This is a genomic window from Aeromicrobium wangtongii (genome assembly GCF_024584515.1).
Lineage (GTDB): Bacteria > Actinomycetota > Actinomycetes > Propionibacteriales > Nocardioidaceae > Aeromicrobium > Aeromicrobium wangtongii.
Genome location: NZ_CP102173.1, coordinates 2174974 through 2197734, shown reverse-complemented (window position 1 = coordinate 2197734; position 22761 = coordinate 2174974). Strand labels below are relative to the sequence as shown.

Here is a 22761-nt window from a genome sequence, read left to right as displayed (position 1 = left end):
CGTGCGGCGGCATGCCGGAATTTGCGGGATGACCCCACAACGCTCGGCGACAAGAGGTTTTCGCGGGAAGAGTGAAGTGCATCCTGGTTGTCCGAGGCGTGCCTTCTTGGATGACAGCGGTTCCTTGCTTCCAAGGGCCCGCGAGCTCGTCAGGGGCCGTTGACTCTGCTGTTGATAAGCGCCAAGTAGTGGTCGGCGACCTCCTTGAGCTTGGCTCGTGCTTCTTCGATCAACGCTGTGACGTCGTCGTTGGTGCCGATCGGCCGGTAGTTGAGCTTCGACGCGTGAGCTTCGATGAGTCCGATGCGAGTTGACGCGTAAACCGGATCGTCCTCGAACTTGGTACTGAGAAAGTGTCGAAAGTCCTTATTGCTCTTCGCTTCGTTGCATCTGCTGCAAGCGGGAACCAGATTGCCGAGTCGATGCTCGCCCAAGTGGATGCGGTTGATGGCAACGGCGTGATCGAGCGTCACTGTGCCCGCCTGTCCGCAGTACGCGCACGCGCCGTGGAAGTCCTCATCTCTCACGGTGCGCCAGTCCACCTCACTAAATCTCTCGTAACCGACATTGCTGAGCAGATACCGCACCAACGCGTTCTGCGCCACGCCGAGCGCGTAAGAGCGGTAGCGCGGACCACCAGGCGCCGAACCGGAGGAGCCGAACTCAGCGACGGTGTCCTCGGCCCACGCAACGAAGTCCTCGCTGACGCCGACCGGGGTAATGCCCTTCTCCCGCAAGTAGACGACGAAGTGTGCTGTATGCAGCTCTTTCACCCACTCCGAGGTGACCCTGAAGCCCTTGCTGCCAAAGGGCTCAGATGACTTGTCACCCCAGTATCGGCTGAGTCGCTGGTCGGTTGGAGCGACGGCGAGGACTGGGCGACTCTGACGAAACGTGGCGAGGGAGTATGCCTTGTCCTGGAGGTTCACCAACTCCTCCGGGTGCTGCCGGCAGTACTCCAGAATCTGCGGGAGATGACGACGCACGAATTCGCCGATGGGGGCGGCCTCGTTCGGCTCGGGGATCTGGCTCACATCTTCTCCTGCGCTAGGTCGTTGTTCGGTCCGGCTGAGCGGTTGTTCGTCGTCCACGAACCATCATCCGGCTCGACGGTGTCAAGCAACCCGGCAAGAGCGAAGATGATCGGCTCGAGCGCCGGTGCGACCAGTCCGAACGTCTCGTCCATGTAGAGGTCGCGACGCAGCTCGATCATGAGAGCGCTGACCCGATCCTCGCTGCGGTACTGCTTGAGCGGTACGTAGCAGCCGGCGAAGGAGTGGAGGTCAACCTCGAAGTGCCCGAAGGCCTTCTGAGCGTTCGCGACGAGCCAGTGGGGCGTGTAGAAGTCGTCGGTGCCGAAGCGGACCTCGGCCCGCGGTCCGTCGCCGTGCCGCCCGTATGACGGCGGGTGCAGCGGGTAGGAGTGAAGGTCGATGATCGTCGCCTCACCCGTAGCCTCCACACGCTGGGTGACCAGCTCGGTGAACGCTGCTGCGTACGGCGCGAGGTGTCGGACGACGAGCCCCGAGATCTCGTCGTCCGACACCTCGCGCAGGAGGAAGTCGTCCGACGTGCGGGTGTGGACGACTCCCGCGCCCACGGGGTCGACTACCAGGCGCGAGAAGTCGTTGATGAACAGCCATGGGCGGACGGACGCGCGTGCCGCGGCGTGCTCGGCGATCACGTCGGTGAAGGCGTCCGTGACCGCGTCGAGCTCGCGACCCAGAGCAGCGTCGTCGAGGAAGATGTGCGATCGCACCTCCCGCGGGATCACGCGGGAGGAGTGGGGGACGTGGATGATGACGTGCGACTCTGCGTCGCCGGGGATGACGCGGTGGGCCCGCTCGCGCACGGTCACGCGCCGGGGGAGCGACGCCGGTCACGGGTGCGCATGCTCATCGAGAGGTTGGCGGTCATGGCCTTGCCGATGAACCGCATGTCGTCCGCGGTCGGCTCGTCGAGGCGTCGCAGCGACTTCTCGATGAAGGCGCGATCCTGTTCGAACTCCGCGCGACGCTCGAGGGGGATCTCGGCCCAGTGGCGACGGATCATCCTCAGGGCCCGCTCGTACCGGCGGCGGGCCGCCTCGAGATCGCCAGACTGGACGGCGTCCGTCGCACGACGCTTGTGCAGCTGGACTCCCTGGAAGACGACCTCGGCCATGACCTCGCGATCAACCTTGGCGGGGCGGTCGTTGGGTCCGGCGACGTTGGCCCACACCGTGTGCGAGACGGAGTAGTCCTGCAGGTCGTCGGCCAGCACGTACGACACACGGACCGTGGCGACCTTGCGGCGTCCCGGCTTCGTGGCCTGTTTGGGGGTGAACTGCATGACGACGCTGCGCATCTGGTCGGCCGTGAAGCTGCCGAGCTCGACCACGACGCCGGCCTCGTTGGGACGGGCGTTCAGGTCGCCGAGCACGCGCAGATCCTTGACGCCGTTGCCGAGCGTGACGGAGAGGCGTACGGAGAGGAAGCGCTGGGCGAGCAGCTCGCCGCACTCGGCGGCGATCGCCTCCACCGCGTCGCCGGACTCCTGCGCGAAGTAGTTGTTGCCGGCCCCGCTCTTGGCGATCGACTCCAGCAGCATCTCGTCGTAGCCGAGCCCCATGCCCAGGACAGACGTGGTGATGCGGTGCTCGAGGAACTGCCCGGCGCGCTGGGCGATCACCGCAGCGTCGACGACTCCGTGGTTGGTGTGACCGTCGCTGACCAGCAGCACCCGGGCGCCTTCGGTCGTCTCCAGCCGACGGGCCTCCTTGAGACCACGGACGAGCCCTGCTGCGACGTCGGTCGATCCGCCGGCTGAGATGGCACGGATCCTGGCCTTGAGCTGGCCGCGGTCTGTGACGGGACCAGCGGGAACGATGACGTCGACCTGGTTGTCGAACGTCACCAGCCCGAAGGTGTCGGTCGGTGCCAGTCGGTCGACCACGTCGCAGAGGGCGTCCTTGGCGTGATCGAGCGGCGCGCCATCCATCGATCCGCTGCGGTCGAGGACGACGACCAGGTGGGTCGGGACGGGGTGTTCGCTCCGGGGGAGCTCGGGCGAGGTGATCTCGACCAGCATCGATGCACGATCGCTGGGTGCCGGGGACATCCACGTGTAGCGGTCCCGGTCGAGGCGAGTGTTGAGTTCCATACTCGGCTCCTTTCGGCTAGGCTTGTGCAAGCAGCATAATGCAACCAGCATAGATTATGCAAGGAGCAAATTCGATGACCACGCTTCCGCCGTTCGCGCGAGTGATCAAGGAGCAGCGCGACCGCCTGCACATGTCGCGCTCCCAGCTGGCTGAGGCGTCCGAGCTCTCCTACCCGTACATCTCCCAGCTGGAGACCGGGCTGCGCAAGCCCTCGCGCAACGCAGCGCGCGCCATCGCCGGAGCGCTCGGCATCAGCGTCGAGGACCTCGAGCGGACCATTCCGGGAGATACCAAGGACCGCTCCCAAGTGCAGGAAGCAGAGCGTTTTTCCGATCAGTTGCTCAGCGCTCGTACCGGTGCCCGCCTCGCGGCTTCTGCTGGAGACGGGTCGTCGGGTGCGCCCGGCTCACGCGAGGACCTGATCGGTGACATCATCGACCTGCTCGAGGAGTTCGATTCCTCCGAGCGGCTCGACGTCCTGGCAGAGGTCCAGAAACGCGCCATGCATCGCATGATGGAACAGCGCGACCGCTGACCACCGCTGGATCAATGCGGTTTGCATAAAAATGTCGGTCCCCGTCCGTAGCGTCGTTCTCGACGGACGACGGAAGGGGACCTGATGACCAGTCATGACGAACTGGTGGTGGCGCAAGGAGTCCAAGCCGGCTGGCTGGACTTTCGCGTACGACTCGCTGATCACCTGGAAGCGATGAGGGATGGTGACGGCGTGTGCCTGGGACTGCTCGATCGCGCGGGCGAGATGACGGGCTACGTCGTGATCATCGCGAGCGGAGACGACGAGCTGATTGCGGAGTGGCAGTGGGATGACGGGCTCGACCGCGATGGGGCCCCCCACGATGACTTCGGTCGCATCCCCAGGGCCGACATCGACGAGTACGTCTTGGCGCTGAGCCAGGTGTTGCAGGCCGCAGGCGCATCGCGTCCGTCCTTCGTCGAGGTAATCGAGGGCGATCTGGTTCTGGAAGCATCCGACGCTCCCGGGATGACGCTGGACGGGCTGCCCGACGCGGTGACGGCGACGTCGCACAACGAGCTGGTCTGGTGGGTCGACCGCACCCTGGCGCCTCGGGATCGTTCCCCCGAAGCGCGAGGACGGGTCGGTCGGGTTGTGCCGACGAGGACACAACGTCGACATCCGCCTGAGCAGCACCCGACCGATCATCGAGGTGTGGGCCGTGGTCGCCGAGGGCGTCGACGCACGGAGGGGACGCAAGCTGCTCGACGCACTGAACGGTTCGTTCCACTTCTACTGCTTCTCGCTGGCAGGGGACAGCCTGATCATGTCCACCACCGTGAACGCCGAGCCGTTCTGCCCCGAGCACCTCGACCGTGCGATCGAGTCGACCTATAGCTACCTGGAGGACGAGGCGCCCGCCGTGCGCGACAAGCTCGCCGCCATGAAGCCGAAGGCCGCCCCGGACGGCCTGAGACCCGGGCTGCTCGTGCTCTACGGCCGGCACCACGACCGGCAGGGTGTGATCGACCTGGCCCGCAGCCTCACCGACGACAACCCGCCGGTGCTGCGTCGTTGGCGGCATGAGGCGCTGAGGGCGAGCAAGCGCGCGCATAAGAAGGCGGCGCAGACCGATCACGGACCGGCGCAGATCGCCTTGGTCGAGCAGCACCTCGCCTGGCGAAGTGTCGCGGCGGCGCTCGGGCAGGTGCTGGACGACGAGACTCTCACCGACTTCCGAGCGAGCGACCCCGTTGCCTGACAAGATGCGAGACATGCCGACTCCCATGCTCTGGCCAGAAGAACCCAAGTTCGCCAGCGGCGCCGAGCAGCGGGTCTGGACGGCGCTGCGCGACCAGCTTGGTGAGGACGACCTGCTGATCGCCAACCAGCGTTTCACCGACCACGAACGCGATTACGAGCTCGACATCGCGGTGGTGTTCCACGGGCTCGGTGTGGTCGTGCTGGAGGTCAAGGGCGGCAGGGTCTGGGTCGAGAACGGCTCCTGGTACCAAGAGCTACCCGACGGCGTGAAGCGTCGCGATCCCGTCGAGCAGGCGATGACGGCCAAGCACATCCTCAAGAAGTGGGTCGAGGACTCGATGGCCTGGGCCGGCAAGCGGCCGATCCTGTGGGCGCACGGCATCGTGCTGCCGAACGTCCGCCTCGAGCCCCAGTTCGACATGCCTGACTGCCACCGCTGGATGGTCGTCGACCGGGACGACATGAGTGACCTGGTGAGCCGCATGCGCAACATGCTGGTGCTGCAGGAGCGCGAGGCACGTCCGTGCGAAGCGATGGACATCGTGGCGATCCACGAGGCCCTTCAGGGCAGGTTCCTCCCGCAGCGCATCTCGGCGATCCTGCCGTCCGACGAGGTCGCGGACCGGGTCGCCGATCACGACGACGTCATCGAACGGCTCAGTCTCGAGCAGTCACGCATTCTGGACTTCATCGCGCACGTCGACCAGGTCGAGATCCGCGGGGGAGCGGGCAGCGGCAAGACGTGGCTCGCGGTCGAGCAGGCGAGGCGGCTCGCGAAGCAGGGGCAGCGGGTCGCATTGATGAGCTACTCGCGCGGGCTGTCGGTCTGGATGAAGCGGCGGCTCAGCACGTTCAGCCACAAGGAGCAGCCCGCCTACGTCGGCACGTTCCACGGGCTCGGCGCCGAGTGGGGCGCCACCGAGGGCGACGACAACGACTCGGACTTCTGGGAGACCCGACTGCCGCTCGAGATGCTTGACCTCGTCCGGCAGCGCGAGTGGGGAGAGCTCTTCGACGCCATCGTCATCGACGAGGCGCAGGACTTCGCCGACTCCTGGTGGCCCGTCGTCCTCGAGGCGCTGAAGTACGAAGACAGTGGGCTCTACGTGTTCACCGACGAGGGCCAGCGCATCTTCCAGCGCTTCGGCGACTCACCGGCGGGACTCGTGCCGCTCATCCTCGACCGCAACCTGCGCAACACCAAGCAGATATCCAAGGCCTTCTCGCCGATGGCGCCCAACCGCCTGCGGGTCAGCGAGCACGATGGCGAGGAGGTTCGGTTCATCGAGTGCACCTATGACGACGCGCTGGACCGCGCGGACGACATGGTCGACCAGCTGATCGACGAGGGCTGGCAGCCGTCCGACATCGCGGTGCTGACCACCGGACCTCGCCATCCTGAGCAGAAGGCGCGTCAGGAGGAGGGCTGGGAGACCTACTGGGACTCCTTCTGGGACAAGGACCAGGTCTTCTACGGTCACGTCTCCGGCTTCAAAGGGCTCGAGCGCCCCGCCGTGATCCTTGCCGTCAACGAGGCGCCGGACCGCGATCGTGCCAAGGAGCGCCTCTACGTCGGACTGTCGCGTGCCCGCGATCTGCTGGTGGTGTGCGGCGACCCGACGCACATCGAGCACGTCGGAGGGCCGGCTGTGTTGAAGAGACTGCGCGGGAGCTCACTGTGAGTGGCGAGTTCGAGGAGCATGTCAGGGAGGCGATGGCTTGGAGGCTTATCGCTGAACTGGTTCGGCGGCACCCGGGCCAGTTGTGGGTACGAACTGAAAAGCACAGTGTCGGAAGTGAGCAAGCGTTTCTGATCAACCTGCAAGACCCCTCGAGTGCGCCTTTGGGGATCATCGGACTCCCCGGCTCTACCGCGCGGTCATGGGTCGGCGGCGCAGAAGCTGATATGTCGTGGCGTGAAGCCTACGAGGGTGGACGAGACCCTCGGGACTGGCTGATCCGATTTGAGCAAATGATCGGCCTGGAATCAACGGTCGGCGGGCTTCCCGCGTCCACGCCGTCAAGCTTGGCACTTAGGCTTGTGGGCCAGTTTCTCGTTAGTTCGATTGGGGCGCGGGATGCGTGGATCGCGGGCGGGCCAAGGAGATGGAAAGGCAGTGATCGTCTCATCCCGGCAGGTGCCCGGTGGACCGGCGACGATGCCCGACCGTATCCGATCGAGCCCCTATTCATCGGCCAGCGAGATGAGCATCGCCCAGTTGCCGCCCTTTCGCCGTCGGGGCATATGTGGACGGCAGACAAGGCGTTCGATCTCCAGAATGAGTATCTGGAGGCGGGGTCGATCAACGCATTGCTGCTTCGCACCATGCCGCGGTGGATGAACTAGAAGCGCTCGATCGAGTCCCACAGCACGCCGCTGCCGCGCATGCCCGGCAGAGCGCGTGCCATGTCCGTCCGCGCCCGCTCGAGCGGGATGCCGAGCAGCCGGGAGTAGGCGATGCCGGCGGCGGGCGTCCGGGCGTGGGCGGCGACGCAGTGGACGAAGACTCGCTTGCCCTCGTCGCGCAGCGTCTTGATCGTCCTGGCGGTGTCGGCCATGACGAAGTCGAGGTGCGGGTTCTCGTCCGGGTCCTCGCGGTCCACCAGGCGGACCATGACGTGGTCCTCCCGGTTCACCCCGGCTGGTGCGAAGTCAGCCGTGCCCATCCGGCAGAGGGACACGATCGCGTCACAGCCATGGTCGCGTACGCCGTAGCTGCCAAGGATGACGCCGTCGTCGTGCGGGTGCGCCGCACGGACGGGACGGGCGGAGACGTATTCCGGCGTGGTTATCCGCTCGGACAACGGCCAGGCGTCCGCTGGGGACGTCCCGCGCAGTGCTGTCCGATGGGCCATCGACACCAACCCGGAGGCGCGGTGACGGCCGTAGCCGTGCACGCGCCGCGTCCACTCCAGCGGCACCGCCGACTGTCCCCAGTGGGCGCCGAGTAGGCCGCCAGCGATCGCGGCGACCGTGTCGGTGTCGTCGCCGGCACGCACCGCGTTCTTGGTGGCCTCGGCCAGGTGCTGGGCGGGGAAGGCGCCGCTGGAGGTGTCGAGCTCGATCTGGGGTATCCAGCTGATTGCTGCCCATGCCGCCTGGAGCGCCCAGACGGTGAATCCGTTCTTGGCGAAGGTGCGGGGGTCGACATCGGTCGCCTCCTCGATCCATGCGGCCCACCGGTCCCGACGTGCGGATGGGAGCAGGTCCAGGCCGTCGAGCAGGTGAAGCCCGTCGCCGTTGACGGCACGTCGTACGGCTTCGGTCCACAGCACGCACGATTCCCAGCCGAGCGGATCGGCGTGGGTCAGCTCGGCGACGGCCTTGGCGGCGGCAGCGGTGGATTCTCGGTCGTCGAGCCTGGAGAGTCCGACGACCGCCGTCCGCATGAGGGCGCCGTTGCCGACCCGACCGGGGTGAGCAGCGCCGTGAGCGCGGGAGGCCTCGAGCATACGGGTGCCAGCCGATCCGGTGCCGCTGCGAGCTGCGCCAAACACGGCTCGCGTCTGCGATCCGACGTCCTTGGCGTCCGCGGCCCAGTCCAGGAACCGATGAGCGATCTCGTCGAGCGCGGCGCCGCTGGTGAGGTCAGCGCCGGTGGCGGCGACCTCGGCGATGCAGACTGCCATTGCGGTGTCGTCGCTGTACTCGCCGGGGTCGAAGCCGAACGGGCCGCCGCCTTCCATCCGAGGTTCGAACGACGCCGGCAGGGCGGGTCCGAACTCGTACGGCACGCCGAGTGCGTCGCCGCACGCCTGTCCGAGCAGGACGCCCGCGGCACGATCGGGGTGGAATGAGATCTTCATTCGCACCACCTCCTTCGAGTCATTTCGACCATAAGGTCCGGTGCAGACAGAAAAGGAAGGCCCGCTTGCTCACCCGCCCAGCTTCCAGGTGATCGAACCGCTGTCCCACTCGGCCGTTCCGGCGTACCGGTACCCCGACGCGGTGCCGTCGTCGTTCTCCTTGTTGACCGCGATGCACTCGAACGTCCCGGTGAGCGCGGTGAGGTCGTCCGTTGAGCCGCCACCCGTTGCCGTGCAACTCGAGTAGAGAATCGGGCCGTCCAGCAGGTCGTCGGCGACCTTTTTCTTGGCATCCTTCGTGATCTGCTCCTGAAGGGCCTCGATGAGGTCGCGGCGCGACGCGCGCTCGGTCTCGTTCGCCTCCTCCTGAGCATCAGCGGCAGCATTGGCCGCGCGGTTCTCCTGGCGTTCAGCAGCTGCAGCCGCGCGGTCGGCTGCGAGGTCGTCGCGATGCTGCTTGACGGCAAGCGCGGAACCGGCAGCGCCCAGGAGCACCAGCACGGAGAGAGTGACCAGCGTGGTCCTGCGCGACGACCGACGCGAGCGCCGGACGTACCCAGCGCCACAGCTCGGGCAGAAGTCACCGGCCAAGCTGGTGGCGACGCTGCACTTGCGACAGACCCGTGTGGTGCGGGTCGCGGGATCGGGCTCAGTCATCGGCACTCAGAACGAGTCGTTGATCGTGATGCGGTCGTACGCCTTCGGCAGTTCGTCCGCGCTGAAGCACGACAGGGTGGTGGTCTCACCGACGGCGACCGGCTCGGTCGTGCAATTGGCAACGGCCAGCACTTCGCTGCCCTTCATGAACTTGATCTCCACGAGCGCCGAGTCCTTCTTGCCGCGATTGTTGGTGACCTTGAGCCCCTTGATGTCCGGGCTGCCGAGACCATCGTCGGTGATCCTCCAACCGCCCGAGTAGTCGAATCCGAGCACGGAGAACTTCTTGCCCTCGACGATGGTGAGCGGGTTGTCGGGCCCACCCGGCTGCTGGTCCTTGGCTTCTTCCTTCTCGATCGACTCGCCGACCTCGTTGGCCGCGCTTCCGAGCAGAGCAGTGCAGCCGGCGATGACCAACACGCCCGCGGCAATGATCCCGAGCATCACGTTGCGGAAGGTGTGGCTCTTCTTGGCCGGTGCGACCTGGACGGCAGCAGCCTGCTGCGTGTGCTCGGTCCAGGTGCTGCCGTCCCACCAGCGCATGGTGCCGGACGAGTCAGGGTAGAAGCCGGGCCGTGTCGAGCCGCTGGGAGTGTGGTCGGTCATGGGAGTCCCTCCGATGCTGGGCAGCACCTCTTGCCGCCCGCCGAGCCAGCATCGAGCACGATCAGCCCTAAAAATCGCCTGCCCAGTGGACGTGATCACAGCGGGCCAGAGACGTGGTCACTTCGAGCAGGGTGAACGCCGGCGGTGTGTCTGATTCTCCTGCCGGGGTCACAAGGGCGCTCAAGAGCGACAGCGGCAAACACTTGGCTGGCTGGCCAGCAGTCCCTCACGTGGGGCCCAGAGGGGAGCGGTCGGCGGGACCCGACGGCGGCATGCGGCCGGCGCCTGAAAACGCCAAGACGAGCACTTCATGACTGAATGGAATTCCGCCCGTCCACGACTGCGGTGGCTACGTCCAGGGTCACCGCATCCACTGGATCCAGGCGCAAGTGACGTGACGGCAACCGGTGGTACGCCCCGATCGCGATCGTCAAGATCGGCGCGTCCCATCGCGACGGAAGGCGGCGACAGCCTTCAACTCGTTGACCTGGTGGGGCTCGACGCACCGGATGTGTTCTTCTCGCCGCAAGGCTCGCTACGCAACCGAACGATCACCACTCGAACCCGGTGCGCTTGAGTTGCTGGCTTCCCCATCGCCTCGCAGGCGTGTAGAGGTTGTTGGCCGGGTCGATCACATGCCGAGAATTCTTCAGATCGTTGTGGCTCATGCGGTCATGGGCGCCACCTATGACTGCCTCCGCGACAGCTCTGGCCTGGCCCAGTGGCAGAGTCCCACGCCCACCTACGACCTCCAAGGTGATCGACCCGCCGTGGTTGGCAGACAACTCGTTGAAGTTGTTCGTGATGCCGACATAAACGAGGCTTCCTGCAGATGATCGGCCAACGAAGGCGACATAGGAACTTCGGCCGCCCTCAAGGACAGCTCCCAGCTCGTCCATGTCATTGCCAAAGACGGCATCGTGGAGTTTGTCGGTGTCGACGCCCGACATGTCCCGCTTCCTGAGGACATCCCAAATCAGGGGCGCAGCGACACCAGCAGCTTTGGCAACCTTGACTGCAGTGGTGACTTGTCGAAGCCTACCGCCTGCTGCGTGCTTGTCGGCCGTCGAAACGGCGACCTTTAAGAGCGTTAGGCCTGCACCGAGTTTGGCTCGCCACCCGGACTTGTCGTACGTCATAGGAGCGGATCCCCGCTCCATTTCCTCCTCGTCTGAGTAGATATCGGCGTCCGGATTGTCGACTACGGGATCGGACGCAAACTCCAACTCCTCGTCGTCTTGCAATCCGTCGTCGTCTGTGTCGTCGGACCACGGATCTGTTCCCAGAAAGTACTCGTCGCTGTCGGTGACGCCGTCCTCGTCCGTATCCTTCTCTCTAGGATCCGAGATGCCGTGATACCTGAGGCTCGTGTCGCTCTTGGAGATGCGTGCGCCAGCCTCCTCGCCGTCCGTCAAGCCGTCGCGGTCGCTGTCTGCGACGTCGGGATCGGTAACGTACGTGGCGCCAGACGCAGTGGTGAAGCCCAGCCGCTCGGCCCGCGCTGAAAGCCCGTCGTTGTCAGCGTCGGTGTGTGCGTCGGCAAACAGTCCCTCCGTTTGAGTGCCCCGCGCGGGATCAGCGTGCAAATAATTGGCGCCGAGCAGGGCGCCGGACGAAATCAAGGCTCCCGTCAAACCCGCTGTCAATAGCACACGGCGGCTCGTCTTGCGGGCGTCCGAAGAACGACCTTCGTGCGGTTTGATCAGTTGGCGGGACACTCGAAGGACTTTAGATTGCCTAACGGCCACTAGAGGGGTTATCGGGAAACGAAGCCCCACGCCCGGTGGCGGACCGCGTTTTTGTCTGCGACGGCAAGCTGGTGAGTGCGGCTCCCAGCGATGAGGTGCCGCTACGCGCGCGGCAGTGCGCCAGCGAGGCGCCGGTGAAGATCGCCGAGCATCTCGGCCTCGGCCGGTCCCTTCGCAACGAACTTTGGGTACAGCTTCTTGGGCCAGAGCACGTCCACACCGCAGGTGTTGAAGGAGCAGCCGATGAGCGGCCAATCCGCCTCGACGAAGCACAGCACGGGATGGGCAGGGATGTCGTCGTCGATTGCTTTCGACACCACTTCCACATGCTTGAGGACGCCGTCGATGAGCTTGCGCAGTAACGCGTGCCGCCGAGCAGTTTTTCCGTGCGGGCACGAATGAGGCCGTCCTCGATCTTGAGGTGCGGCCGGGCGGCGTACTTTTGGCGGACATAGATGCCGGTTTGGGTGATCGCAACGTGGTCGATGTTGGCGCGGGAAGCAGGTACCCGGCGATCGTGCAGGACATGTAGACGGTCAGAGCTGAGCTCGCTCAGACGGCCGCCGAGTCGCTCTTCGCCAACGGCGCCCGTGTCCCAGGCGGCGGTTGACTGCGGCTCGCCCTGCGGCGGTCAAACTTCCGTCGTGCTGACGCGCCCGGGGTGCCGGGATCGAGCACCGTGTCAGCGATTGGTTCGGGTGCGATGTCGACCCCGACCTCGACATCGTGCGTTGCGCAGCGGACTGTCTTGGTGGCTCTCTCGTAGATCGCCTCCGCCTTCGCAGGGATCTCGATCCCGCACACGCGGCACGCCCCGGCATAGCGCAGGCGCATTCGCTTTTCGTCCTGCACCGGCTACTCAGTCATGGCGAGACCGTAGCTGTTGAGCGGGCTCACCCGGTTTCAAAGGGGTGTCAGAGGTCGTCTTTAGACTGAAAATAAAGGCGATCGGGAGCAAGCCCATGGCACTGGATAACCGGCAGGTGATCGATCAGATCGTGCTGCGCCGCGAGGCCTTGGCGTCGATGGAGGCGGCCGAAGCTGAGGAGCTTTTGCACTACGTCGACAGGGCGCGGGTGGCTGGCGAGCGGATAGGCGGGGCGGCGCAGGGGCGTCGGCGGGCCGAGTCGGCGGTGCACGAGCTGTCCCTGGCGATGACGCTGCCGGTCCCGACGATCGAACGTCGCGTGTCGCGGGCCCGCCGGCTGCGCTCGAGCATGCCGAACGTGTGGCGGTCTTGGCATGAGGGTCGGATCAGTACCGACGCGGTGAACGCCGTCGACCGCGCGGCTTTCCGGCTGGTGCATCCCGATTCGGTGGCCGCCCTCGACGACATAGTGGTCGACCGCATCGCTCGCCTCACTCCGGGCCAGGCGACCCGATGGCTGGACAGGTGGGTCGGGCGCACCGAAGCAGAAGAGTCCCGCCGGCGGCACGAGATCGCGCACCGTGACCGCAAGGTTGGTCTGCGGCCGCTGGGCGATGGCATGACCCGGATGACCGCTGAGATCACCTCCGCCGACGCCGCCGCGATCATGCAACGGCTGTCTGGGGCAGCGCACCAGCTACCAGCGACGGACGACCGCACGATCGACCAGGCTCGGGCCGACTTGCTGGTCGACACCCTGCTCGATCGGCGCGAAGGAGGCCTGGGCTACCGCGCGGTCGTCGGCATCACGGTTCCGTTGTCATCACTGATGGGATTCAGCGACGCTCCCGCCGAGCTGACCGACCGCTCGGCCACGATTCCCGCACACATCGTCCGAGCCGCGATGGTCGACGAGAAGAGCCTGCTGTACCGCTTGGTCACCGATGACGTCGGCAACCTCATGACGGTGTCGTGGTTGGGACGGTTCTCTCCGGCCCGTCTCGACCAGGTGCTGGAGTTCCGGGACGGAACGTCGGTCTTCCCGACAAGCTCTGTGCCGGCGCGCATGTGCGACACCGACCACAGCGATCCTTGGCCAGCCCCGACCTGCGCCGCCAACACCGGACCATTGAACCGGCGGGCGCACAATCTCAAGACAGAAGGCCACCTGAGGGTGCGACAACCCGCGCCCGGGGTCTTCGAATGGACCACGCGCACCGGGCACACCTACACCAGGACCCCCGAACCGCTTCCCGTCGCGGACTGGGACTCACCTGACTGACGCGGTACGACTCATCGGGCTCCGCGGCGTTTGTTGAAACACCGCGAAGCAGCGGTCGGTGACGCTACGTTGTCTCGGACTCGTCCCCGTCAGCACCCGGAGCCCTTTGATGAACATGCAAGAAGCAGTACGCAGCGTCCTGTCGCAGTACGCCAACTTCTCGGGGCGCGCCCGCCGCTCGGAGTACTGGTTCTTCACCCTCGCGGTGATCATCGTCTCGTTCGTCGTCGGCATCATCGACTTCATCATCGGAAACAGCATCCTGGAGTGGGTGCTCATCGTCGCCACCATCGTGCCCAGCCTGTCCGTCGGCGCCCGCCGCCTGCACGACACCGACAGGTCCGGCTGGCTGCAGCTGATCGGCATCATCCCGATCATCGGCTGGATCGTGCTCATCGTCTTCTTCGCGACAGACAGCACACCCGACAATAAGTACGGCCCCAACCCGAAGGGCGCAGACGGTCTGGCCCCGTACGGCACGCCGCCTGCAGCGGCCTGACTCACGAGGGCCGCGTGACGTCCAGCGCCCGCAGATAGCGCTGGGTCATGTGCGCCTGCACGATCCTCGGCACGGGCCCGCCCGCACGGACGATCCACGACGACGGCTTCGAGAACGCAGTGATGGTGGCAGTCACCGCCTGCGTCTGCGGGTCGAGCTCGACGACGAATTGCTCCTCACCACACTCGGGATGCCGCGGGAGGGTTCCGTAGGTGAAGCCTCGACGATCCGGCTCGTCGAAGACCGAGACGACGCGGCACTCGAAGCGCAGACCCAACCAGCGGAATGCGAGATCGCATCCTTCGACGGCCCCAGCTGGACCGGAGATCTTCCGCACGCCGGCGCGCTCATGCATTTGCCACGACAGCAGCGCCGCGGCGGCGTTGCTCAACGCAGCCTGCCCCTGCCCGATCACGCGGGATGCCCGGATGTGGTGGTAGCCGCCCGGAAGGTCGCCGGCCGTCGCGCCCACCTCGGGGTAGGTCAGATGGGACAACTAGACCTCCACGCTCTCGCGATGACTCCCCGATCCTCGCACGACCGAAGAGCCGCTTCGTGACCGCGGTGACACGTAGTCTGCCGATCATGAATGACGACGCGGCGGTGGCTGCACTGCAGGCGCTGGTGCGCATCCCGACGGTCAGCGATCGCGACCCCGACAAGGTCGACACCGCCGCGTTCGACGAGCTGTTGGCCGAGATGGCCCGCCGGTTCCCGCTGCTGCACGACAATCTCGAGCTGACGCGCGTCGACACCCACGGGTTGCTGTTCCGCTGGGCCGGGGCGAGCGAAGCCAAGCCCGTCGTGCTGATGGCGCACCTGGACGTCGTGCCGGTCGAGGGGGAGTGGCAGCATCCCGCGTTCGGTGGCGACATCGTCGATGGCAGCATCTGGGGGCGCGGGACGCTGGACGACAAGGGGAGCCTGGTCGGCATCTGCGCCGCGGTCGAGCGGCTGCTCGAGGCCGGCTTCGTCCCGGCGCAGGATGTCTGGCTTTCGTTCGGGTGCAACGAGGAGGTGTCCGGCACGGCTGCCGTCCTGGCCGTCGAGGAGCTGACGCGCCGAGGCGTCCAGCCGTGGTTCGTCCTCGACGAAGGCGGCGCGATCGCGAGCGAGGCGTTCCCGGGCGTCGCCGCGCCGATCGGTGTCATCGGCGTCACCGAGAAGGGCGTCACGTCGGTCGAGCTGCGCGTCGAGGGACGCGGCGGGCACGCGTCCACACCGGCGAGGATGGGCCCGACGGCCCGCATCGCTCGCGCGATCACTCGCATCGATCGCTCACCGATGCCCGCGAGCGTCCCCGAGCCGACGATCGAGCTGTTCCGCCGCATGGGCCGCCACGCGCCGCTCGCGCTGCGTCCGCTGATGATCAACGCCGGACGCATGAAGCCGCTGCTGACCAGGGCGCTGATCGCCGCCGGTCCTGAGCCCGCGGCGATGACCCGCACGACGTTTGCGATCACCACCTTGTCCGGGTCGCCGGCGCTGAACGTCATCGCCGCCACCGCGAAGGCCGGCGTCAACATCCGCATCATGGTCGGCGACACCGTGGCCGGCGTGCTCGAGCACGTGCGCAAGACGATCAACGACGACCAAGTGCACATCGACGTCGTCGAGCACAACGAGCCCAGCCCCATCTCGCCGATGGACGACGCATTCGGGCTGATCGAGTCCACGATCACCGACCTGTTTCCCGACGCGGTGCCCGCTCCGTACGTCATGATGGCCGCCACCGACTCGCGGTTCTTCACCACGATCTGCCCGCGGGTCTACCGCTTCGCCCCGTTCCGGATGACCAAGGCCCAGCGCGAGTCGATCCACTCCTACGACGAGCACCTCGGCGTGGACGCCTTCCTGGACGGAGTGCGGTGGTACCGACGACTGATCGAGAGGCTGCCGGCATGAGCACACGCAGGGTTTCGAGACGGCCTCGTCCCTCGGCCTCCTCAACCGGCGGGCGGGCGCTGCAGGGCCTCGGCGCGATCGTCGGCTTCCTGGTCGCCGTCGAGATCGCCAGCGGCGTGCTGCAGGGCTACTACACGCCCATCTACCCGCAGATCGCCGAGCACCTGGCCATCCCCGAGGGCGACATCAACTGGTTCGAGGCCGCCCAGCTGATCGTCTCGGCGCTCGCGATCCCGCTGCTCGCGCGCCTGGGCGACCTGATCGGGCACAAGAAGGTGCTGCTGATCGCCACGGCCGTCACCGCCCTCGGCTCGTGGATCACCGTCGTCGCCCCCTCGTTCACGACCTTCTTGATCGGCTGGGCGCTGCAGGGCGCGTCGATCATCTGGCTGCCGCTGGAGATCGCGATCATCCATCGCCGCACCCGCGACTCCGGACGCCAGTCATTGCTGACCCGTCGCGGCGCCGCGGTGCTCGTGGGCGCCCTCGAGCTGGCCGTCATCATCGGCGCCCTGACCAGCGGCGCACTCGTCGACAGCCTCGACATGAGGTGGGTCCTGGCGATCCCGGCCATCGTCGTGACGGTCGTGTTCTTCGCCGTCTGGGCCGGCATCGAGGACACGCCGGGGGAGTCGACCGGCGGCATCGACTGGACAGGCCTGGCGCTCATCACCGCCGCGCTCGGTCTCGTCATGGCCGGGCTCGTGCTGATCCGCCTCGACGGCGCCGGCAGCGTCCGCGCCTGGATCGTCATCCTGCTGGGCATTCTCGTGCTCGTCCCGTTCGTGCGGCACGAGCGCAGCGTGACCGACCCCATCGTGGACGTCGACCTGCTCGCCAGCCCCAGTCAGTGGCCCATCCAGGTCACCGCATTCCTGTTCGGCATCCCGGTCCTGGGCGGCCAGATCCCGCTGTCGACGTTCGCGCAGGCCGACCCGGACGTCCGTGGGTACGGCTTGGGCGCCGACTCCGGCTTCGTCTCGACGCTGATCGGCGTCTACGTCATCACCTTGGCGATCGGCGCGTTCACCCTGCCGCTGACCACCCGGTGGTTCGGGGTCCGGCGCACGCTGATCGGCGCCTGCCTGCTCGTCGCGGCGGGCTACGCCCTGTGGCTGCCATTCCATGACTCGACCATGCAGGCCCTCATCAACATGGCCATCGCCGGCGTCGGCTCAGGCGCCCTCGTGGCGTCCCTGCCAGCAGCTGCTGCGGCCGCCGCGCCGCCGGAACGCACCGGCATCGCGACCGGCATGACCAACGGCACCAAGGTCATCGGCGGAGCGATCGCCTCGTCGATCTTCGCGATCGCACTGGCCTCCACCGGCTCGATCGACAAGCTCGGCGAGGAGTCCACCAACGCCCCGCTGTCGGGCTATCTGGTGGTGTGGGGCGTGTGCGCCGGCGCCGCCCTGCTGGCGGCGGTCGCGCTGCTGATGGCGCCGCGGGTGGCGTTCGCGCAGCACAGCGACGACGCCTGACACCTGCGCGTTGTACACAGGCTCGTCCGTGACCATTCGCCGTCCACAGGCGGCCCGCGAGACCCGCCGATTCCTGCCTCTGGCGACCAGCATGGATCTGGGAAGTCGCCCGGACGAGGAGCTGACATGCGCAACGCAGACAAAGAACCCACCACGCCCCCGAGCCGGAGCGCACGCACGGTCGACGTGAGCCCTGCGATGGCCGTCGAGATCGGCCTCAAGATCCTGGCTCTTGAGGCAGCCGCCACGCGCTGCGTGTCCATGCCAGGGCTCGACCGGGTCGATGAGCCTCGGTTCGACCACGACCAGCCCTACGGCCCGATGTCGCCGTGGGTGGTGACGAACGCACGGGCAGCGGTGCGGTTGACGCACCTGGACATCCTCGCCGCGCACATGGAGCTCGTCGCGCACGCCGATCCTCCGATCGTGACTGCAACAGCGTTGCGGATGACCGCCGCGGGCGTCGGGCGGTCGGACGCTCTCGAGGCGACACTGGCACTGGCGACCCGGGTGAGCGCGCGGCTGCAGGAGCGCCGTCACTGGCGCCGCGAGGTCGAGAGTCGTGCCGACGACCTCGGCCTGTCGCGTCGTGCCGCGCGCCAGTACCTGGCCGACCACCTCGACGCCTTCGTCGAGCGGGTCCTCGTCGCGTGCGCGCTCGAGGACGTCATGACGCCTGCGCTCCGGCTGCAGTCGTTGGGCGCGTGGCGGTGCATCACCTCCGTCACCGAGGACGACCCCGGCGCCGAGTGGAGGTGCACCGATGCCACCGCGGCCACCCTGCGACGGTTCTTCGCCGACATGGACGAGGACGCGCTCGTGTGGCATTTGAGTGCGGTTCTGGCCCCCGACGACCCGGACCGCGAAGCCATCCGGCACCGGTTGATCGGCAGCACCTTGGTGCGTGCGGCGTCGCCTCCGCCGCTGGCGGAGATTATCGGCCCTGGCCTGCTGGACGACCTCGGCTACCGGGGCGGCCGATCCCTGATCGATCAGCTGGCGCGTCTTCTTGCTGCGCTGTGCCAGCCGCCGGACTGGTTGAGTCCGCAGGACCTTCTCATCGAGCGGGACCGGCTTGCGAACTGGGAGATCGACTGGCCGCCCGCGACCTGAGGCAGGCGTGAGCCGGTTGCGTCTTCAGAAGCCGACGATCGCCCAACCCAGCGTCCCGACGGTGCCCACCGCCACGACTGTTGCTGCAACCCGGTCGGCGCGCAGCTCGGCCGCGCGCCGACGTCCCACGCGGTCAGCGGCGGATGGCGGCGTGCTGGTCGATGTCGTTGACCAGCGCGCTGAGCGACGCCACGATCGGCTCGACCGCCGGCTCGACGAATGACAGGTCGTGGTCCATGTACAGGTCGCGGCGCAGCTCGACGGTCAGCGCCTGGATGTGGTTGCGCACCTCGTTGCGCGCCGGTGGCACGTAGCAGCCCTCGTAGGGGGTGTCCTGGTCGATGTGGAACGGCGCGAACGCGGTGCGCGCCGCCTCCAGCAGCTCCGGCGGGGTGTGGGCCTCATCGGTCCCCAGGCCGATCTCGGGGCGCACCATCGCAGTGATCGGCTCGAACTTGACGGCGTCCAGGGGATAGGAGTGCAGGTCGATCACCACGACCCGGCCGGCTGCCGCCACCCGCTGGTCGACGAGCTCGGTGAGCGCCGCGACATAGGGCTCGAAGTACTGGACGAGGAGCCCCGAGACCTCGTCGTCCGAAGGATCACGCAGCACGAAGCCGTCCGACGTGCTGGTGTAGACCACGCCGAGCCCGGCCGCGTCGAGGTACTTGTGTCCGTCCGGGTTGCGCTCCGGGTCGACGACCAGCCGCGAGCAGCTGTTGACGAACACCCATGGCCGCACCGGGGCGCGGGCCGCCGTCATCATGGCGATCACGTCGGTGCAGGCATCGGTGACGACATCGAGCTCGCGGTCGAGCGCTGCGTCGTCGAGGAAGATGCCGGCGCGCACGGCGTCCGGGATCAGGCGTGAGGCGTGCGGTACGTGGATGATGACCGTCGATTCGGGATCGCCGGGGATGATCCCGAAGGATCGAGAGGCTTGGTCGCCGCGGGACGTGGCGCTCATCGTCATGTAGTCCCCTTCCAGGACAGCTGGAGCTTCCATACTTGCTGTTATCGGGTTCAACGAGCCAGAGGTGCTGCGGTCACTCTTTCAGAGGCTGCAACCGCTCGGTCGAGTCCCAGAGCACGCCACTGCCACGCATGCCCGGCAGGACGCGCGCCATGTCGGCCCGCGCCTTCTGCAGTGGGACCCCCAGCAGTCGGGAGTACGCGATGCCGGCGGCCGGTGTCCGGGCGTGCGCCGCCACGCAGTGGACGAAGACCCGTTTGCCCTCGTCGCGCAGCGTCTTGATGGTGCGCGCGGTGTCGGCCATCACGAAGTCCAGGTGCGGGTTCTCGGCGGGGTCCTCGCGGTCCACCATTCGCACCATGACGTGGTCCTGCGGCTCGACGCCGGCGGCGGCGAAGTCGGCGGTGCCGATGCGGCACAGCGACACGACGGCGTCGCAGCCGTGGTCGCGCACCCCATAGCTGCCCAGGATCACGCCCTCGTCATGCGGGTGGACCGCCCGCACCGGCCTGGCCGAGGTGTACTCCGGGTTCGCCATCCGCTCCGCGAGCGGCCACTCGTGCGCCGACCCGCCACGCAGCGCCGTCCGGTGGGCCAATGACACCAGCCCGGACGCCCGGTGCCCGCCGTAGCCGTGCACCCGCCGCGTCCACTCCAGCGGGATCGCGGACTGTCCCCAGTACGCGCCGAGCAGACCCCCGGCGATCGCCGCGACGGTGTCGGTGTCGTCGCCGGCGCGCACCGCGTTCTTGGTCGCCTCGGCCAGGTGCTGGGCGGGAAAGCGGCCCTGCGCCGGGTCGGGCTCAACCTGGGGCGTCCAGGTGATCGCGGCCCACGCGGCCTGCAACGCCCACACCGTGAACCCGTTCCTGGCGAAGGTGCGTGGGTCGACGCCGGTGGCCTCGTCGATCCACGCCGCCCACTGGTCGCGACGGTCGGCGGGCAGCAGGTCGAGTCCCGCCAGCAGGTCGAGCTCGTCGCCGTTGACGGCCCGGCGCACCGCATCGGACCACAGCACGCACGACTCCGGGCCGAGGGGATCGGCGTGGGTCAGCTCGGCGACGGCACGGGCCGCGGCCGCGGTGGCGTCACGGTCGTCCAGGCGGGTCAGGCCGACGATCGCGGTGCGCATCAGGGCGCCGTTGCCGACCCGGCCCGGATGCGCGGCGGCGTGGGCCCGCGAGGCGTCCAGCATCCGGCGCCCGACCGAGCCGCTGCCGTGTCGGGCAGCGGCGAAGACCTGACGGGTCTGCGCGCCGACGTCCTTCGCGTCGGCCGCCCAGTCGAGGAACCGCTGGGCGATCTCGTCCAGGGCGTCGTCGCCGGTCAGGTCGGCACCGGTGGCCGACACCTCGGCGATGCAGACCGCCATCGCAGTGTCGTCGCTGTACTCGCCGGGGTCGAAGTTCCAGGGCCCGCCGCCGCTCATCACCGGCTCGACCGAGTCCGGCAGCGCGGGGCCGAACTCGTACGGGACGCCCAGAGCGTCACCGCACGCCTGACCCAGCAGCACGCCGGCCGCGCGGTCGAGATGCACAGTCATCGGCTCTCCTGCGTTCTTGTAGTCCTTTGGAGGCGGCACAAGCCCCATGGACAGACTGCCACTCGGGGATGTCCGCGCTCGAGAACCCTGGGAATCTGCGAATTCCACCCTGACGCCCGCTCGGCGCCGATAGATTCTGGCATTCCATTCTGCTCGGATCGGGGAACCAATGCGCTTCCGTCTACTCCTGTGCCTCTGCGGTGCCGCAGGATTCATGCTTGCGGGCTCGGGCTTGCACCCGGCGCAGGCAGCTCCTTCGTCGTACAAGGCGTGCGTCCACAAGTCCACGAAGCAAGCCCGGATCGTGTCCTCGTCGTCGAAGTGCAAGCGCTCGGAGCGAACGCTCTACCTCGCAGCGAAGGCCCCGGCCGGCCCTGCGGGCCCCATGGGTAGCGCGGGACCGAAGGGCGATCGCGGCGAGAAGGGTGCTGCCGGGCCTCAGGGTGAGCGGGGCCTTGCTGGAGCGGCCGGTGCGACAGGCGCTGCAGGCGCGATTGGTGCGACCGGACCCAAGGGGGATCCCGGGGAGAAGGGTGTCGCGGGCGCGAAAGGTGACAAGGGTGAGGCTGGTGCCGCAGGGCCTCAGGGAGAGAAGGGCGTGACCGGTGCGACCGGTGCGACAGGTGCTGCGGGTGCCATTGGTGCGGCCGGTCCCAAGGGTGAGGCTGGTGCCGCAGGGCCTCAGGGAGAGAAGGGCGTGACCGGTGCGACCGGTGCGACAGGTGCTGCGGGTGCCATTGGTGCGGCCGGTCCCAAGGGTGATCCCGGCGAGAAGGGCGTCGCGGGTGAGAAGGGTGACAGAGGTGAGCCCGGTGTAGCCGGTCCCCGGGGCGAGCAGGGCGAAAAGGGCGACGCGGGTGCTGCTGGGCCTCAGGGTGAGCGCGGTGCCACCGGAGCAGCTGGCGCTACGGGTCCCGCTGGGATCACCAACGCTCGCGTCGCCACGATTTCCGCCGGCCAGTCGATCGGCCCGGAAGGGGTGGTTCTCGGGTCTCTGACCCTTGACCGGAACAAGAACTATCTGGTCTCATCCGGTGTCACCGCTTTGAGCCCAGTCACGGATGCGATGCAGTGCCAGCTCATTAGCGACAACAAGATCGACGATTTCGCGCAGGACAGCATCGCCGGGCGCGCGAGTGTCACCACCGAGCATGTGTACACAAAGAGTGGATTCGGAACGTTTGTTGTGTATATCGGATGCCTATCCGGCGAGGCTACATATCAATTGGAGGCGGCCCATCTGCACGCCATAGAGATATCAACGGTGACCGGGCCCGGCCCGCAGGTTGGACCGTCTATCACGGGCAAGTCTGCGCTGCCTCGGCTCTCGATGCGTTAGGGGACGAGCGCCAACGGGACTGCGGTTGCATCACTCGGTCAGCGGTTGCGGCCACGAGGT

21 protein-coding genes and 2 pseudogenes are annotated in these 22761 nt (G+C 67.3%); 11 read left to right on the top strand and 12 right to left on the bottom strand.

Annotated features, from left to right (window positions below; genetic code table 11):
• Window positions 1-149: 149 nt before the first annotated feature.
• The 3 genes from NQV15_RS10865 to NQV15_RS10855 are packed head-to-tail and all read right to left on the bottom strand — an operon-like array spanning window position 150 to window position 3141.
• Window positions 150-1034: an HNH endonuclease gene (locus NQV15_RS10865; protein ID WP_232399876.1), complete on the bottom strand. Its 885-nt coding sequence runs from the start codon at window positions 1032-1034 to the stop codon at window positions 150-152.
• Window positions 1031-1858: an N-formylglutamate amidohydrolase gene (locus NQV15_RS10860; RefSeq protein WP_257125043.1), complete on the bottom strand. Its 828-nt coding sequence runs from the start codon at window positions 1856-1858 to the stop codon at window positions 1031-1033. The genes NQV15_RS10865 and NQV15_RS10860 overlap by 4 nt, the downstream gene beginning before the upstream one ends.
• Window positions 1855-3141, bottom strand: coding sequence for a vWA domain-containing protein (locus NQV15_RS10855; RefSeq protein ID WP_232399874.1), 1287 nt, complete (start codon window positions 3139-3141; stop codon window positions 1855-1857). Before NQV15_RS10855 ends, NQV15_RS10860 begins: the two co-directional genes overlap by 4 nt.
• 74 nt (window positions 3142-3215) lie before the next feature.
• Here NQV15_RS10855 and NQV15_RS10850 point away from each other — a divergent pair, with 74 nt between their 5' ends.
• The 5 genes and pseudogenes from NQV15_RS10850 to NQV15_RS10835 all read left to right on the top strand — a co-directional run bounded on the left by NQV15_RS10850 (window position 3216) and on the right by NQV15_RS10835 (window position 7227).
• Window positions 3216-3677, top strand: coding sequence for a helix-turn-helix domain-containing protein (locus tag NQV15_RS10850; RefSeq protein WP_232399873.1), 462 nt, complete (start codon window positions 3216-3218; stop codon window positions 3675-3677).
• Window positions 3678-3761: 84 nt separating this feature from the next.
• A pseudogene (locus tag NQV15_RS18225) lies at window positions 3762-3977 on the top strand (TY-Chap domain-containing protein); the annotation flags it as partial.
• 256 nt (window positions 3978-4233) lie between these two features.
• Window positions 4234-4878 (top strand): T3SS (YopN, CesT) and YbjN peptide-binding chaperone 1, encoded by a 645-nt coding sequence (locus tag NQV15_RS10845; protein ID WP_404801333.1) that lies wholly within the window; start codon window positions 4234-4236, stop codon window positions 4876-4878.
• A gap of 13 nt (window positions 4879-4891) precedes the next feature.
• Window positions 4892-6562, top strand: a complete 1671-nt coding sequence (locus NQV15_RS10840) for a nuclease-related domain-containing DEAD/DEAH box helicase (protein ID WP_232399871.1) — start codon at window positions 4892-4894, stop codon at window positions 6560-6562.
• Window positions 6559-7227 carry a TY-Chap2 family putative peptide chaperone gene (locus NQV15_RS10835; RefSeq protein ID WP_232399870.1) on the top strand — a complete coding sequence of 223 codons (669 nt, stop codon included), beginning with the start codon at window positions 6559-6561 and terminating at the stop codon, window positions 7225-7227. The genes NQV15_RS10840 and NQV15_RS10835 overlap by 4 nt, the downstream gene beginning before the upstream one ends.
• On the opposite strand, the gene NQV15_RS10830 is transcribed toward NQV15_RS10835, so the two are convergent.
• The 6 genes and pseudogenes from NQV15_RS10830 to NQV15_RS18220 all read right to left on the bottom strand — a co-directional run.
• Window positions 7224-8687 (bottom strand): ADP-ribosylglycohydrolase family protein, encoded by a 1464-nt coding sequence (locus tag NQV15_RS10830; protein ID WP_232399869.1) that lies wholly within the window; start codon window positions 8685-8687, stop codon window positions 7224-7226. The two genes, NQV15_RS10835 and NQV15_RS10830, sit on opposite strands and share 4 nt — an antisense overlap.
• A 69-nt stretch (window positions 8688-8756) precedes the next feature.
• Window positions 8757-9188, bottom strand: a complete 432-nt coding sequence (locus tag NQV15_RS10825) for a hypothetical protein (RefSeq protein WP_232399868.1) — start codon at window positions 9186-9188, stop codon at window positions 8757-8759.
• A gap of 162 nt (window positions 9189-9350) precedes the next feature.
• Window positions 9351-9950: a DUF2510 domain-containing protein gene (locus tag NQV15_RS10820; RefSeq protein ID WP_232399867.1), complete on the bottom strand. Its 600-nt coding sequence runs from the start codon at window positions 9948-9950 to the stop codon at window positions 9351-9353.
• A 551-nt stretch (window positions 9951-10501) separates the two neighbouring features.
• The gene (locus NQV15_RS10815) at window positions 10502-11536 is read right to left on the bottom strand and encodes a hypothetical protein (RefSeq protein ID WP_232399866.1); all 1035 of its coding nucleotides are present in this window, start codon (window positions 11534-11536) and stop codon (window positions 10502-10504) included.
• A gap of 263 nt (window positions 11537-11799) precedes the next feature.
• Window positions 11800-12018, bottom strand: a complete 219-nt coding sequence (locus tag NQV15_RS10810; protein ID WP_232399865.1) for a hypothetical protein — start codon at window positions 12016-12018, stop codon at window positions 11800-11802.
• A 140-nt stretch (window positions 12019-12158) separates the two neighbouring features.
• Window positions 12159-12275, bottom strand: a pseudogene (locus NQV15_RS18220) (NERD domain-containing protein); the annotation flags it as partial.
• A 334-nt stretch (window positions 12276-12609) separates the two neighbouring features.
• Here NQV15_RS18220 and NQV15_RS10805 point away from each other — a divergent pair.
• Window positions 12610-13848 carry a 13E12 repeat family protein gene (locus tag NQV15_RS10805; RefSeq protein ID WP_257125042.1) on the top strand — a complete coding sequence of 413 codons (1239 nt, stop codon included), beginning with the start codon at window positions 12610-12612 and terminating at the stop codon, window positions 13846-13848.
• Window positions 13849-13963: 115 nt separating this feature from the next.
• Window positions 13964-14347, top strand: coding sequence for a DUF805 domain-containing protein (locus tag NQV15_RS10800; protein ID WP_232399863.1), 384 nt, complete (start codon window positions 13964-13966; stop codon window positions 14345-14347).
• A 1-nt stretch (window position 14348) separates the two neighbouring features.
• Here NQV15_RS10800 and NQV15_RS10795 read toward each other — a convergent pair whose 3' ends face one another.
• A complete protein-coding gene (locus NQV15_RS10795) occupies window positions 14349-14843 on the bottom strand; it encodes a DUF1990 domain-containing protein (RefSeq protein ID WP_232399862.1) in 495 nt (164 codons plus the stop codon).
• A gap of 89 nt (window positions 14844-14932) precedes the next feature.
• On the opposite strand from NQV15_RS10795, the gene NQV15_RS10790 reads away from it, so the two are divergent.
• From NQV15_RS10790 to NQV15_RS10780, 3 genes are all read left to right on the top strand, one after another.
• Window positions 14933-16252, top strand: coding sequence for a M20/M25/M40 family metallo-hydrolase (locus NQV15_RS10790; protein ID WP_232399861.1), 1320 nt, complete (start codon window positions 14933-14935; stop codon window positions 16250-16252).
• Window positions 16249-17733, top strand: coding sequence for an MFS transporter (locus NQV15_RS10785; protein ID WP_232399860.1), 1485 nt, complete (start codon window positions 16249-16251; stop codon window positions 17731-17733). Before NQV15_RS10790 ends, NQV15_RS10785 begins: the two co-directional genes overlap by 4 nt.
• A 126-nt stretch (window positions 17734-17859) precedes the next feature.
• Window positions 17860-18846 carry a hypothetical protein gene (locus NQV15_RS10780; protein ID WP_232399859.1) on the top strand — a complete coding sequence of 329 codons (987 nt, stop codon included), beginning with the start codon at window positions 17860-17862 and terminating at the stop codon, window positions 18844-18846.
• 133 nt (window positions 18847-18979) lie between these two features.
• Here the strand turns inward: NQV15_RS10780 and NQV15_RS10775 are convergent, their stop codons facing one another.
• Window positions 18980-19819 carry an N-formylglutamate amidohydrolase gene (locus NQV15_RS10775; RefSeq protein ID WP_232399858.1) on the bottom strand — a complete coding sequence of 280 codons (840 nt, stop codon included), beginning with the start codon at window positions 19817-19819 and terminating at the stop codon, window positions 18980-18982.
• Between the two features lie 73 nt (window positions 19820-19892).
• A complete protein-coding gene (locus NQV15_RS10770) occupies window positions 19893-21362 on the bottom strand; it encodes an ADP-ribosylglycohydrolase family protein (protein WP_232399857.1) in 1470 nt (489 codons plus the stop codon).
• Window positions 21363-22059: 697 nt separating this feature from the next.
• On the opposite strand from NQV15_RS10770, the gene NQV15_RS10765 reads away from it, so the two are divergent.
• Entirely contained in the window at window positions 22060-22701 is a 642-nt protein-coding gene (locus NQV15_RS10765; protein ID WP_232399856.1) for a collagen-like protein, read from the top strand.
• The last annotated feature ends 60 nt before the right edge of the window (window positions 22702-22761 follow it).

Coding starts and splice junctions, on each gene's coding strand:
- NQV15_RS10800 (WP_232399863.1), top strand. CDS start 13,964: ATGCAAGAAGCAGTACGCAGCGTCCTGTCGCAGTACGCCAACTTCTCG.
- NQV15_RS10830 (WP_232399869.1), bottom strand. CDS start 8,687: ATGAAGATCTCATTCCACCCCGATCGTGCCGCGGGCGTCCTGCTCGGA.
- NQV15_RS10775 (WP_232399858.1), bottom strand. CDS start 19,819: ATGACGATGAGCGCCACGTCCCGCGGCGACCAAGCCTCTCGATCCTTC.
- NQV15_RS10855 (WP_232399874.1), bottom strand. CDS start 3,141: ATGGAACTCAACACTCGCCTCGACCGGGACCGCTACACGTGGATGTCC.
- NQV15_RS10785 (WP_232399860.1), top strand. CDS start 16,249: ATGAGCACACGCAGGGTTTCGAGACGGCCTCGTCCCTCGGCCTCCTCA.
- NQV15_RS10840 (WP_232399871.1), top strand. CDS start 4,892: ATGCCGACTCCCATGCTCTGGCCAGAAGAACCCAAGTTCGCCAGCGGC.
- NQV15_RS10780 (WP_232399859.1), top strand. CDS start 17,860: ATGCGCAACGCAGACAAAGAACCCACCACGCCCCCGAGCCGGAGCGCA.
- NQV15_RS10850 (WP_232399873.1), top strand. CDS start 3,216: ATGACCACGCTTCCGCCGTTCGCGCGAGTGATCAAGGAGCAGCGCGAC.
- NQV15_RS10770 (WP_232399857.1), bottom strand. CDS start 21,362: ATGACTGTGCATCTCGACCGCGCGGCCGGCGTGCTGCTGGGTCAGGCG.
- NQV15_RS10820 (WP_232399867.1), bottom strand. CDS start 9,950: ATGACCGACCACACTCCCAGCGGCTCGACACGGCCCGGCTTCTACCCT.
- NQV15_RS10790 (WP_232399861.1), top strand. CDS start 14,933: ATGAATGACGACGCGGCGGTGGCTGCACTGCAGGCGCTGGTGCGCATC.